12 protein-coding genes and 1 tRNA gene are annotated in these 12,235 nt (G+C 66.5%); 4 read left to right on the forward strand and 9 right to left on the reverse strand.

Annotation, left to right across the window (positions count from 1 at the left end):
- The first annotated feature begins 14 nt into the window (after positions 1–14).
- Complete coding sequence (gene phoA / locus AC3WJI_RS07880) at positions 15–1,433, forward strand: alkaline phosphatase (protein ID WP_492756709.1); 1,419 nt, start codon at positions 15–17, stop codon at positions 1,431–1,433.
- Positions 1,434–1,645: 212 nt separating this feature from the next.
- On the opposite strand, the gene AC3WJI_RS07885 is transcribed toward phoA, so the two are convergent.
- Positions 1,646–2,491, reverse strand: a complete 846-nt coding sequence (locus AC3WJI_RS07885) for an N-formylglutamate amidohydrolase (protein WP_492756710.1) — start codon at positions 2,489–2,491, stop codon at positions 1,646–1,648.
- 113 nt (positions 2,492–2,604) lie between these two features.
- On the opposite strand from AC3WJI_RS07885, the gene cpdR reads away from it, so the two are divergent.
- The 3 genes from cpdR to AC3WJI_RS07900 all read left to right on the forward strand — a co-directional run bounded on the left by cpdR (position 2,605) and on the right by AC3WJI_RS07900 (position 4,109).
- Positions 2,605–2,979 carry a cell cycle two-component system response regulator CpdR gene (gene cpdR, locus AC3WJI_RS07890; protein WP_077509890.1) on the forward strand — a complete coding sequence of 125 codons (375 nt, stop codon included), beginning with the start codon at positions 2,605–2,607 and terminating at the stop codon, positions 2,977–2,979.
- A 59-nt stretch (positions 2,980–3,038) separates the two neighbouring features.
- Positions 3,039–3,113, forward strand: a tRNA-Val gene (locus tag AC3WJI_RS07895).
- 60 nt (positions 3,114–3,173) lie between these two features.
- Entirely contained in the window at positions 3,174–4,109 is a 936-nt protein-coding gene (locus AC3WJI_RS07900) for a methyltransferase (RefSeq protein WP_492756711.1), read from the forward strand.
- A gap of 135 nt (positions 4,110–4,244) precedes the next feature.
- Here the strand turns inward: AC3WJI_RS07900 and AC3WJI_RS07905 are convergent, their stop codons facing one another.
- The 8 genes from AC3WJI_RS07905 to uvrA all read right to left on the reverse strand — a co-directional run.
- Positions 4,245–4,433, reverse strand: a complete 189-nt coding sequence (locus AC3WJI_RS07905) for a hypothetical protein (protein WP_492756712.1) — start codon at positions 4,431–4,433, stop codon at positions 4,245–4,247.
- 324 nt (positions 4,434–4,757) lie between these two features.
- Entirely contained in the window at positions 4,758–4,910 is a 153-nt protein-coding gene (locus AC3WJI_RS07910) for a hypothetical protein (RefSeq protein WP_492756713.1), read from the reverse strand.
- Between the two features lie 181 nt (positions 4,911–5,091).
- Positions 5,092–5,484, reverse strand: a complete 393-nt coding sequence (locus AC3WJI_RS07915) for a hypothetical protein (protein ID WP_492756714.1) — start codon at positions 5,482–5,484, stop codon at positions 5,092–5,094.
- A gap of 241 nt (positions 5,485–5,725) precedes the next feature.
- Positions 5,726–7,291 (reverse strand): DUF3597 domain-containing protein, encoded by a 1,566-nt coding sequence (locus AC3WJI_RS07920; protein ID WP_492756715.1) that lies wholly within the window; start codon positions 7,289–7,291, stop codon positions 5,726–5,728.
- A gap of 418 nt (positions 7,292–7,709) precedes the next feature.
- The gene (locus AC3WJI_RS07925) at positions 7,710–7,982 is read right to left on the reverse strand and encodes a type II toxin-antitoxin system RelE/ParE family toxin (RefSeq protein WP_492756716.1); all 273 of its coding nucleotides are present in this window, start codon (positions 7,980–7,982) and stop codon (positions 7,710–7,712) included.
- A complete protein-coding gene (gene relB / locus AC3WJI_RS07930; protein ID WP_492756717.1) occupies positions 7,982–8,158 on the reverse strand; it encodes a type II toxin-antitoxin system RelB family antitoxin in 177 nt (58 codons plus the stop codon). The genes AC3WJI_RS07925 and relB overlap by 1 nt, the downstream gene beginning before the upstream one ends.
- 138 nt (positions 8,159–8,296) lie before the next feature.
- Positions 8,297–9,865: a DUF4236 domain-containing protein gene (locus AC3WJI_RS07935; RefSeq protein WP_492756718.1), complete on the reverse strand. Its 1,569-nt coding sequence runs from the start codon at positions 9,863–9,865 to the stop codon at positions 8,297–8,299.
- Between the two features lie 163 nt (positions 9,866–10,028).
- The coding region (uvrA, locus tag AC3WJI_RS07940; protein WP_492756719.1) for an excinuclease ABC subunit UvrA at positions 10,029–12,235 on the reverse strand (2,207 nt) is incomplete at its 5' end.

Consider the following 12,235-nt stretch of genomic DNA (forward strand, 5'->3'; position numbering starts at 1 on the left):
ACGAAGGAGTCTCCATGAAGTCTGTCCGCCTGTCCTGCGCGACCGCCGCGATCGCGCTGCTCGCCACCGGCGCATCGGCGCAGGAACGCGCTGCGCCTTCGCTCGACCTGTCGCGCGCGGCGAAGGGCGACCTCAGCCAGCCCGAGGGCGCGCGTCGCATCCATGGCGACATGACCAATGCCTATCGCCAGCTGATCCGCGAGGGGAAGGTCCGCAACGTGATCCTGCTGATCGGCGACGGCATGGGCGATTCCGAGATCACGCTGGCGCGCGACTATGCCGAGGGCGCGGGCGGCTACTTCAAGGGCATCGACGCGTTGCCGGTCACCGGGCAATACACCCATTATTCGCTCGACAAGGCGACGGGGAAACCGAACTACGTCACCGATTCCGCCGCTTCCGCCACCGCCTGGGCGACGGGCGTCAAGAGCTATAACGGCGCGATCGGCGTCGACATCCGCGAGGCGCCGCACCGCTCGCTGCTCGAGCTCGCCAAGGCCGCGGGCTATGCCACCGGCGACGTCACGACCGCCGACATCGAGGATGCCACGCCCGCCGCGCAGGTGGCGCATGTGACCCAGCGCAGTTGCTTCGGCCCGGTCGCGACCAGCGCGCAATGCCCGAGCAACGCGCTCGAGCGTGGCGGCGCCGGCTCGATCGCCGAGCAGATGCTGGCACTGCGCCCCGATTTGGTGCTGGGCGGCGGCGCGGCGACCTTTGCCGAGGCCGCGCGCGCCGGGGCCTGGCAGGGCGAGACGCTGTTCGAACAGGCGACGGCGCGAGGCTATGCGGTGGTGCGCGATGCCGCATCGCTCGAGGCCGTGACTGGCGCCGACCAGAAACGCCCGCTGCTCGGACTGTTCGCCGAGGGCAATATGCCGGTGCGCTGGCAGGGGCCGCGCGCCACGCATCACGGCAATATCGACCAGCCGGCGGCGCGCTGCACCGTCAATCCCGAGCGCACCGCGGGGATCCCGACGCTGGCGGCGATGACGCGCAAGGCGATCGCCTTGCTCGGCAAGAAGCCCGAGGGCTTCTTCCTCCAGGTCGAGGGGGCGTCGATCGACAAGGAGGATCATGCCGCCAATCCGTGCGGTCAGATCGGCGAAACGGTCGATCTCGACGAAGCGGTGCAGGTCGCGCTCGCCTTTGCAAAAGCCGACGGGCACACGCTGGTGATCGTCACTGCCGACCACGCCCATACCAGCCAGATCATCGGCAATGGCAGCAAGGCGCCGGGGTTGACCGCGGCGTTGATCACCAAGGACGATGCCGTGCTGACGGTCAATTACGGAACGGCCGAGCAAGGCTCGCAGGGGCATACCGGCACGCAGCTGCGTGTCGCGGCGTTCGGCCCGCGCGCCGCCAATTTCGCCGGGCTCACCGACCAGACCGACATGTTCTACACCATTCGCGACGCGCTTGGGCTATAGGAGCGGGGCCGGGGAGCGGCATGCGATGCCTCCAACGGTTGAGCGTCGTCACGGCACGTTTCCTCGCAGGGCCTTGAACTCCTTGGCCTGTCAACTATATTTACCCTGTACGGCGTCGTGTCCCCCCTTTCACGAAGCCGTGCGACACGCCCTCGGGCGTGTCTCCTCCCTGAACCTTGGCCACCTCGTGCACCGCACGAGGTGGCTTTTTTCTATTCGGCGGCAAGTGCGGTCGGCAGTGCCTCGTCGGTCACTGCGTCGATGATCGCACGGAGGAGCCGGCTGGTCGCCGGGAGTCCCTCGCCGGGGCCGTCCAGCGCCGCGTCGAGATACAGCCCGCGATCGAATTCGAGCTGAAGCGCGTGGATCCCGCGTCGCGGTTCGCCGTGCCGTTCGAGCACGTGCCCGCCCGAATAGGGCGCGTTCACCGCCATCGCCACGTCGTGCGCCCTGGCAACGGCCTCGATCCGGTCGGTGAAGCGCGCCGCGGCGGACTTGCCGAAGCGGTCGCCGAGCACGAGGCGCGGGGCGTTCTCCGCCGGACCCAGCGAAGGCATCGAATGCACGTCGATCAGCACCGCGACTCCGAAGCGCATCCGCGCGGCTGCCAGCGCCGCCGCGATCGCGGCATGATAGGGCCGGTGATCGGCCTCGATCCGCTGGTCGACTTCGTGGGCCGAGAGGCGGCGCTGCCAGATGTCGCCCGAATTGCCGACCCGCCGCGGTACCAGCCCGAGCCCGCTGCGCAGCTTGGCCGATTGCGGGGTGCCGATCCGGGCGGCGCCGTCGTCGAGTCGCGGATCGCGTTCGTGCTCGCCGCGGTTGAGGTCGATCCACGCCCGGGCGCGCTGCGCCACGAACAACGTCTCGGTGCGCCGCGCATCGAGCCCGAGCGCATCGGCATAGCGATCCTCCAGCCCCTTGAGCGCCGCCAGCGGCACCCGCAGCGCGGAACGCAGCGCCAGCGGATAGTCCCGCCCGGCATGCGGCACCGACAGCACGACCGGCGTCACCGGCTCGAGCGGGCCATAGCGGACGAAGGCGGGCGTGGTCGTCACTGGTCCCTGCCTAGGCACGGCGCGCCTCGCCAGCAATCACCCGTAGGTAAACGGACTGGAAATTTTTAAGGGCTTTGCGCATAGGATGGCGACCTAGATTGGTTGGGGTAGTGATGATCCGGATTCTGCTGGCCGAGGATGACCGCGTGATGCGGGAATACCTCACCCGCGCGCTCGAACGCTCGGGCTATGCAGTCAGCGCCGTCGATCGCGGCACCGAGGCGATCCCCTTGCTCGAGGCCGAGCGATTCGACCTGCTGCTCACCGACATCGTCATGCCCGAGATGGACGGGATCGAGCTCGCCCAGCGCGCCAGCGAGATGGCGCCGGAGATGCGGGTGATGTTCATCACCGGCTTCGCCGCCGTCACGCTCAAGGCCGGCAAGCAGGTTCCGCAGGCCCGCGTGCTCTCCAAGCCGTTCCATCTGCGCGACCTCGTGCTCGAGGTCGACCGCATGTTCCAGTCGGAGAATGCCGGCTTCAACTGATTTCCGAATTAGGGCGCTTGCGCGGGGCAAAAAGCCCCGCTAAAGCCCGCCCTCCTTGGGGGCGTGTAGCTCAGTGGTAGAGCACTGTGTTGACATCGCAGGGGTCGCAAGTTCAATCCTTGCCACGCCCACCATCAAAGGAAGCCCGCGTTGAGCCTCACGGCTCCGCGGGCTTTTTTGTGCCTGGAGAAACGATGACCGACACCGACGCTGCACTGGTTCGCCTCCTCGAGACGCTCAAGCGGCGCGGCTATCGCTTCGTCACGCCGACCCCGGCGACGCATGCCCGGGTCGTGGCGCGCGCCGACCGCCGGACCGCCCGCGACCTTGCCGACGTGCTCGGCTGGAGCCTGCCCTTCGCGCCCGGGCTGATCGAGCCCGAATTGCTCGCTTTGCTCGACGCGGGCGGCGCGCTGGCCGAGGCAGGAGACGGGCTGTGCCGGAGCCGGCTGCGCGTGTCGTCGCTCAAGCAGGATCTCTATCTCCATTCGGCTTACCCGACCGAGGCCGAGGATTCGGTGTTCTTCGGGCCGGACAGTTATCGGTTCGCCGACCTGATCGCGGCCGAGCTCGCCGCGGCGCCGGCGCCCCGCGGCGCGACGATCGTCGACATCGGCACCGGATCGGGCGTCGGGGCGATGGTCGCCGCGCAGCGCTGCGCCGAGGCGACGGCGTGGATGACCGACGTCAACCCGGCGGCGCTGCGCCTCGCCGCGATCAACGCCGCGGCAGCGGGGGTCGCGATCCGCGGCGTGGAGAGCGAGAGGCTCGATCCGATCGTCGCCTCCATCGACCTCGCGCTGGCCAACCCGCCTTATATCATCGACGAGGATGCCCGGACCTATCGCGACGGCGGGGCGATGCACGGCGGGCAGGTGTCGGTCGACATGGCCGAGATGGCGCTGCGACGGCTCGCGCCGGGCGGGCGGCTGATCCTCTATACCGGCAGCGCGATCGTCCGCGGCGAGGATGTGCTCGGCGCGGCGCTGGCGGAGCTTGCCGCGGCGGAGGGCTGTGCGCTGCGCTACCGCGAGATCGATCCCGACGTGTTCGGCGAGGAGCTCGCCCAGCCGGCTTATGCCGAGGTCGACCGGATCGCAGTGGTCGCCGCGGTCTTTACCAAAGCGTGAGGCCGAGGCCCGGAGCGTCGGCGAGCCAATTACTTGCTCGCCAGAAGAAAAGGCCGGGCATCGAGCCCGACCTTTTCTTACCCACCCCTAGCCCCTCCCTTGAAAGGAGGGAAGCCGATCGTCGCAGTCTGCTGCTCACTCGGCGTGAAGGTCGCCAGGGGCGGCGGGGCGCGGCGCTGGGCTGCTGCCGCGCTTGTTCGCAGCGATGAGGGCGGCGTAGCTGCGCGCCATGGCCTGATGGGCGAGGCGCGCGGGGGCACTGTCGGCGGCTGCGGCGCGGGCGAGTTCGTCGGCGTGACGTCTGCTCAGATAGTCGAGGTCCATGGCAAAGCTCCGAACGTCGGTAAGCGGGAGCACGGTCCAGTCTCTCAGCCACCGGCGCTTACGAATTCAGCATGCCGGTGATGAGTCGCGACATAGCATGGCGCCGCGGATTTGCCGAATCGATCGGCGAAGAATGTATGGAATGCGGGCGGCGCGACTTGGACTCTTCTTGGGCGAAGCGACGGCGCGATCAAGCGCATCTTGGACGGTGTCAAAGAGCGCGACCCTGAGCCCGAGCGCCGAGACAAGCAGGCCAAATCCTACATTGCAAGCGGCGCGTCGGCGGGAAGGGCACGGCGGTCAAGCCGCGCCCCGAGGGCTGGTTCAGCCGAGCACTTCGCGGACGGCGGCGCGGGCGACTTCGCGCGGGCACTGCTCGATCGGGAATAGGCGGCGGTGGAGCGGCACGAAGGCATCGAACGCCTTGCGGGCGCCGCGGGTAATCTGGGTGTCTTCGATATGGCTGAAAAAGTTCATTCTGTATCCAATTGGGGTTTTCGAAACGTCCGTCCGGCCGAGGCCGGGCGCAGGCGGAGATCGGCGCGAAGGCCGGCATCCCTGCTTTGCGAGAAAGGACGAAGGGCGCCGGAGTTCCATCGCGGAACAGCCGCATCGCGGCGGGCGCCTAGGGTTAATGTAGGACGCGGGTCGCCCGCTTTCAAGCGAGCGCGCCCTTCGCCTCGGTAGGGAGCGCCTTGCCGGTCTCGGTATCGAGGCCGCGCGCGGTGAAGATGTCGAGCGCGGTCGCGCCGGCGACGAAGGCGAGCGCACCCCAGACTGCGGCATTGCGCGGCGCATTGCGCGCGGCGGCGCCGAGCGCGGCCAGATCCATCGTGTCGCCGAGCACGCGGTTCCAGATCGTCGTCGAATTGGCCGGCTGGGTGAGGATGCCGATCCCCGCGGCGATCTCGCGCCCGCCGAACGCGCGGACGATGCCGTCATGCCCGTCGGCATCCAGCGTCTCGGCGATCCGCCGCGCGGCGAGCAGTTCGGCGGCGCCGAGCGCGATGCTGAACAGCCCGAGGCCGAGGCTTAGCTTCTTGTAATCCATCGTGCTTTTCCTGTTGCGGCGTGGCGGGGAAACGGGCGGGGCGGGGGCCGGTTCCGGTTGGTCGTCGAGGCTTCGAAGAAGAGATTGATTCACGCGAAGGCGCGAAGAAGGCAGCCTTCGTGCAGCGGACGGAATCGTCGCTGGGGCGTTTCCAGTCGCTGACGCGGCAACCGAGTGCCGTGGCTGGGCTTACATCTTTGCGCCTTCGCGCCTTTGCGTGAACCTCTCTCTTCTGTGAGCCTCAGTCCTTGAGGCTGGCCGGGACCTTGCCGCCGCTCTTTTCGAGCTGTTCCATCACTGCCTTGTGGAGCCAGATGTTCATCTCGGCGCTGCCGTCCTTGGCGCCGGTATAGCCGAGCTCGGTGGCGAGTTCCTTGCGGTTCTCGAGGCTCGAATCGAGGCCGAGCAGCTTCATCAGGTCGACGATCGAGCTGCGCCAGTTGAGGTCGGCGCTGCCGCGCTCGGTCTCGAACACCATCAGCACGTTCTCGACGTCCACCGGCTCGGCGGGCGCGGCGGGCTGGGCGGCGGCGGGCTGCTGGATCTGCGGCATTGCGGGAGCCTGGGCCTGGGCGGGCGCCTGGCTCTGGGCGGGCGTCTGCGCCTGGGCCTTGGGATGGCCGAAGATCGCGTCCTTGATCTTGCCGAAAATACTCATGGCATCACTCCCATCGCCGGGATTGGCGGTCTGGAGCGTCAACGCGCGGGGCGGCGCGGGGTTCGCCGCAGCCGGGGGATTTTCGGGTTGTTCGACGGGCGGTTCCGCCAGCGCGGCAGCTGCCGCCAGCTCTTCCTCGGTCGGCGTGGCGAAGCCGAAGAACAAGTCGCGCAGCCGGCCCTCGCGCACGCTCCGCTCGGCGACCTCGGCGAAGTAATCGGCACCATAGGCCGCCGCCTCCGCTTCGGTCAGCGCGCGCGAATAGCCCTCCTCGCCGAATGTGCCCTCCTCCTCGCCGAAGAAATCGTCGGACGGCGGAAACTGCGTGCGCCAGGTGCCGAACCGCCCGTCCCACCAGACCGGTTCGGCAGGGTCGCGCGCGGGGGGCAGATTTGCGTCGAGAAAGGCCTGGAGCGCCGCGTCGCGCTGCTGAAGTTTAGAAAGTTGCGGGTCCGGCGCGGTGGAATCGGGAGCGGGCGGAGCGGCGACGAACAGCCCGGCGGCCTCGGCGCGGCACCATTGCTCGCCGGTCCAGCCCGCGCGCTCGGCGGGGTCGAGGTCGCTGGTGTCGACTTCGGCGGCGCAGCCGGCGCCGGCGCGGCAGAAGCGATCGGCGCGGGCGAGCGCGGCGATCGGCGCGAGGTCCAGCGCGGTCGCGGCGCGGGCGTTCAGGAACATGCCGGCGCGCGCCGGTCCCTGGTCGCGACCGATCACGTCGAGGAACGCGTCGAAATCCTGCGCGACCAGCCGCGCCGCGGCGACCATCGGCCCCTGGGCGGGATCGTCGGCATAGCGATCGGCGCGGGCGAGCATCGCGGAGGCGAGGCGGTTGTCGAAGCGGTGGCGGGTGTAGGTCGAGCCGTCGGCGCGGGTGATCGTGTCGACCTGGCCGTCATAGATGCGCGACGTCAGCGTGGCGGCGAGCTTTTCGCGGGCGAGCAGGTTGGCGGCGCTCCAGCCGAGCGCAAAGGCGGCGCCGGGCGCGCGGCGGCGAAAGGCGTAAGCGGCGGTGGCCGACATGCCGACGCTCTTCGCCGCGGCCTCGACCGTGGCGCCATCGGCGATCGCGGCGAGGAAGCCGCGCTGGCGATCGGCGTTCCAGCCGTCGTGGCGGGTGCGATCGGCGGGGAGGGTGGCGAGGGCGTTCATCGCGCGGACGCCTGGGGGCGGGAGGCGGTGTAGCGGGTGTCGGACATCGGGCGTCGCTCCATTTTCGCGGAAGGCGACTCGCCAGATATGCCGGAAGGGGGGCTGTAGGAAAGCGGTTTGTTTGCTGTTTGTTCTTTTGTCGCGAGGCGTGGCGGCAAGGTAACATGTCGGCGCCTTTCTCACCGTCATCCCGGCCCCTTCGACTGCCTGCAAGGCAGGCGCTCAGGACAGGCTTGGGCCGGGATCCACCGCGCGACTGGGCGATGCGCTGGAGCCGGCTTGCTTTTCGCTGGCGGCGCGGTGAGCCCCGGAACAAGTCCGGGGTGACGACGAAGAAGGATAGTTCACGCGAAGGCGCGAAGGCGCGAAGGCGCGAAGAAGAAGGGCTCGCGCAGAGGACGCAGAGGACGCGAAGGAGTCAGGGATAAAGTTGGCGGGCGTGGATCACTGCCATGACTTCGATGATCTCGGAGACGCGATAGATCAGGACGTAGTTCGGGTGGACAACCGCCTCGCGCGTGCCGGGCACGCGGCCGGGCCGATAGGCGTGGGGATGAGCAGGTAGCTGCGCGGCGGTGTGGCGGATGGCGTCGCCGATGCGCCGGGCGGCAAGCGGGTTACGGGCTTCGATGAAGTCGACGATCGTCTCAAGGTCGTCCAGCGCCCCGGGATGCCAGATCAGCGGAGGCATCAGCCCTGTTGGCGACGATCGATGATGGCCTGCATCCGGGCCATGACTTCCTCGTGCGGTATGCCGGGCGCGTTGTCCGCCAGCCGGGCTTCGACCTTGGCCCGGACCCAGGCGTCATGCGCCTCGGCCTCTTCGGTTGTCGCGAATTCGGACTCGATGGGCGAGAGCTTGGCCATCCGTGGAATATAGCGCGGGTAGGTGGCGGCAGGAAGAGGTGCGGCGCGTCTTCCCGACCGAAGTTGCGATTTCCGCACTCAGTACACTTAAACTGTATGACGCCGGCGGCTTTCAGCGCAGTCCGGCTGGTCGGTGCATCAATAGATTTCGGGAAGTGACGTTTCTGGTTCGCTTTCCGGCGGGCTGATGACCTTCTTTCGCACCTTCTTTCGGCGAACTGGCTTCTTAACCACAGGCTTCGCTACCGATAGGCCGCTCGATACGCTCCAGCAGGCGCCGGTTTCTAATTTTATTTCAGACCATTTTCCCTGCTGACTTTGCACAAGGATGCCCTCTCCGCTCCGGAAGGCTTTAACCACCTCACTGGTGACGGATGGCGTGGATCGGCAATTTAAGCCTGCCGCTGCGACGAACATTGCTTTCGGCGCAGGAGTTTCGGCCGGTTCGGCGATTGGAGAGGGTGCTGAAGGCGCCATGCGGGCCAATCCAAAGAGAATGAAAGCAGTAGATAGAAGTCCAATTAGCCACAAGGCAGCGGCGGCCCATCTTGGAAGCCAGCGCTCATCCCGCTCTGCGGTATCCGAATTCTCCGGTGTGGGAGGTGACGGAAGGGCAGTAACTTCAGGGTTGATTTGTCGAGGGGAGTTCTTAATAGCGTTGATAAATACGTTTGCTAATCCTTGGCGAGAAAATTCAAATAGTTCATTCATGCCGCTACCGCTCGTCAGATGTAGTAAGTCGTAACGGCAGACGGGTAGCTGGCGATTGTATTTGAAGCGGCGGTCAGGGCCGCCTGATTTATTTGGATGCTGCCAAGTGTAGTAGAGAATTTCCGTGTCTTGCGGGACGCTTCCCTCCTCAATGAAGTTCGAGGGTTCCGATCGCAGCGAAAGTGCCTCATAACTGACAGCGCCAAATGTGCCGCCGCCTTCAACCAAGGCCATATCAGGGAAAAAATATATACGCCGATTTCCCGCCTGAACGACGGGCGGGATTACGTTCGATTTTATGATAGGCGGCAACTGATAAGCGAGGGTCGCCACCTTGCGTTCAACGAGGCGCGAGGCGCCTGCTTGGCGCTTCCATGTCGTAAGGTCATAGACCGGTTTTGCCGCTCGGATGTGCCATTTCCCTGCGCATCCCGCCAGGCCGTCAAATGCTAGTGATATCTCCCGAAAGATTGGCGCTATGACTTCCTCATCGTCGTAGAACAGAACGACAGCCCGCTTATATGAGTCGAGCCAACTGCCGAATATGGCGCCGGCGATCGCAAGCAAGAGCGACGGTAGTACCGAGAACACTCCAAAATTTGAGACGATCGCTATGGCGGCCAATGTGGATACTAAGCCAAGTATGAGGCTTAGGCGGGGTTGGCGATGCTTGGTATTTATCTCTTGGAGAATGTTAGCGACGACAGTGTCCTGCATCGCCAATAGGTTTCCGGATGTGATCGGGATCATATCGGAATCGTCCGGTAGCCAATGCTGTGTCTGTGAGAGCGGGGCGGGGCCTTTCATCCCGGCGGAAGAAGCGTGACCTATTGTAGCGCGGTAGTAAAAGCCATTGCTTCCGGCATGCACGTAATGCCCACGAGGTCCGGTGCCGATGCGGAGCCCTTTGACTCCCACCGACGCCCCGAAACCGTGCTGAGAAATGTTGAAGCGAAATGGTCCTGCGTTAACGGATTTTCGAAAATAGAACGGCATCCGATCCCCCAATCGTCAGCTTTGAACAGTTGCGTCCAATGCGCAACCATACCTTCTATTCATTTCGCCGAATGTGTTCGGCGGAAAGCTTAAAGGGGAGCGAGTGCTCGGCATCAAGCATAGTGCGACTGCCACTCCCCGCATACGGGAAGAGATAGAATGCCTACTCCGCCGCCACGGCCCGCGTCGCGCCCTTCCCTCGCTCCAGCAACGGCGCGAGATACTTCCCCGTAAAGCTCCGCGGCTCCTTCGCCACCTGTTCCGGCGTGCCCTGGGCGACGATCTCGCCGCCCTTGACGCCGCCCTCGGGGCCGAGGTCGAGGATCCAGTCGGCGGTCTTGATGACGTCGAGATTGTGTTCGATCACCACCACGGTGTTGCCCTGCTCGACCAATGCATGGAGCACTTCGAGGAGTTTGCGGACGTCCTCGAAATGGAGGCCGGTGGTGGGCTCGTCGAGGATGTAGAGCGTCTGGCCGGTGGCGCGGCGGGCGAGTTCCTTGGCGAGCTTGACGCGCTGCGCCTCGCCGCCCGAGAGCGTCGTCGCCTGCTGGCCGACCTTGACATAGCCGAGCCCGACCTCGGCGAGCATCGCCATGCGGTCGCGGATCGGGGGGACCGCCTTGAAGAACTCGTGCGCGTCCTCGACGGTCATGTCGAGCACGTCGGCGATGCTCTTGCCCTTGAACTTCACTTCCAAGGTCTCGCGATTGTAGCGCTGGCCGTGGCAGACGTCGCAAGTGACGTAGACGTCGGGGAGGAAGTGCATCTCGATCTTGAGCAGCCCGTCGCCGGTGCACGCCTCGCAGCGGCCGCCCTTGACGTTGAAGCTGAAGCGGCCGGGCTTGTAGCCGCGCGCCTGCGCCTCGGGCAGGCCGGCGAACCAGTCGCGGATCTGGGTGAAGGCGCCGGTATAGGTCGCGGGGTTGGAGCGCGGGGTGCGGCCGATCGGCGATTGGTCGATGTCGATCACCTTGTCGAGATGCTCGAGCCCGGTGATCCTGTCGTGCTTGCCGGCGAGGATGCGCGCGCCGTTCAGCTGGCGCGCGGCGGCGGCGTAGAGCGTGTCGATCGTGAAGCTCGACTTGCCCGAGCCCGAGACGCCGGTGATGCAGGTGAAGGTGCCGAGCGGAATGCTCGCGGTGACGCCGGTGAGGTTGTTCGCGGTGGCGTTGTGGACGGTGAGCTTCTTGCCGTTGCCCTTGCGCCGCTTGGCGGGAAGGGGGACTTCGCGGGTGCCGTTGAGATAGTCGGCGGTGACGCTGCCCTGCGTGGCGAGGACCTGGTCGAGCGTGCCCTGGGCGACGACCTCGCCGCCATGGACGCCGGCGCCGGGGCCCATGTCGATGACGTAATCGGCGGTGCGGATCGCGTCCTCGTCATGCTCGACGACGAGCACGGTGTTGCCGAGGTCGCGGAGGCGGCGGAGGGTGGCGAGCAGCATGTCGTTGTCGCGCTGGTGGAGGCCGATGCTCGGCTCGTCGAGGACGTAGAGCACGCCGGAGAGGCCGGAGCCGATCTGGCTGGCGAGGCGGATGCGCTGGGATTCGCCGCCCGACAGGGTGCCGCTGGTGCGGTCGAGATTGAGATAGTCGAGCCCGACATTGTTGAGGAAGCCGAGGCGCTCGTCGATCTCCTTGAGGATCGCGCGGGCGATTTCCTTGCTCTGTGGGGTGAGCTGGTCGGGGAGGGCGGCGAAGAAGGCGAGCGCGTCGACCACCGAGAGGCGGGTGACGCTCGAGATGTCGCGCATCGCGACCTTGACCGCGAGCGCCTCGGGCTTGAGGCGGGCGCCGTTGCAGGTCTCGCAGGGGTGCGACGCCTGGTACTTGGCGAGCTCCTCGCGCATCCAGGCGCTTTCGGTCTGGAGCATGCGGCGGTTGAGGTTGCCGATCACGCCTTCGAAGGGCTTCTTGACGTCGTAGGACTTGCGGCCGTCGACGAAGGTCAGGGTGACGGGCTTGCCGCGGGTGCCGTGGAGGATCGCATAGTGGACCTCGGGCGGCAGCTCCGACCAGGGGGTGTCGAGGCTGAAGCCGAACTCGCGGGCGAGGGAGCCGAGCACCTGCATGTAATAGGGGCTGGGCGGGTTGGACTTGGCCCAGGGCACGATCGCGCCCTTCTTGATCGTGAGGTCGTGATTGGGGACGACGAGGTCCTCGTCGAACTCGAGCTTCTCGCCGAGGCCGTCGCAGGCCGGGCAGGCGCCCTGGGGGGCGTTGAAGCTGAAGAGGCGGGGCTCGATCTCGGCGATGGTGAAGCCGGAGACCGGGCAGGCGAACTTCTCGGAGAAGACGATGCGGTTGGCGGGGATGCCGGTGTTCTTCATGCCCTTCTTGAGCCCCTCCCCTTCAGGGGAGGGGTTGGGGT

The organism is Sphingomonas sp. FW306-1B-B10E (genome assembly GCF_058782005.1).

Bases quoted from the DNA above. Each gene is read 5' to 3' on its own strand.
- phoA (WP_492756709.1), top strand. From the start codon at position 15: ATGAAGTCTGTCCGCCTGTCCTGCGCGACCGCCGCGATCGCGCTGCTC.
- cpdR (WP_077509890.1), top strand. From the start codon at position 2,605: ATGATCCGGATTCTGCTGGCCGAGGATGACCGCGTGATGCGGGAATAC.
- AC3WJI_RS07900 (WP_492756711.1), top strand. From the start codon at position 3,174: ATGACCGACACCGACGCTGCACTGGTTCGCCTCCTCGAGACGCTCAAG.
- AC3WJI_RS07905 (WP_492756712.1), bottom strand. From the start codon at position 4,433: ATGGACCTCGACTATCTGAGCAGACGTCACGCCGACGAACTCGCCCGC.
- AC3WJI_RS07910 (WP_492756713.1), bottom strand. From the start codon at position 4,910: ATGAACTTTTTCAGCCATATCGAAGACACCCAGATTACCCGCGGCGCC.
- AC3WJI_RS07915 (WP_492756714.1), bottom strand. From the start codon at position 5,484: ATGGATTACAAGAAGCTAAGCCTCGGCCTCGGGCTGTTCAGCATCGCG.
- AC3WJI_RS07920 (WP_492756715.1), bottom strand. From the start codon at position 7,291: ATGAACGCCCTCGCCACCCTCCCCGCCGATCGCACCCGCCACGACGGC.
- AC3WJI_RS07925 (WP_492756716.1), bottom strand. From the start codon at position 7,982: ATGCCTCCGCTGATCTGGCATCCCGGGGCGCTGGACGACCTTGAGACG.
- relB (WP_492756717.1), bottom strand. From the start codon at position 8,158: ATGGCCAAGCTCTCGCCCATCGAGTCCGAATTCGCGACAACCGAAGAG.
- AC3WJI_RS07935 (WP_492756718.1), bottom strand. From the start codon at position 9,865: ATGCCGTTCTATTTTCGAAAATCCGTTAACGCAGGACCATTTCGCTTC.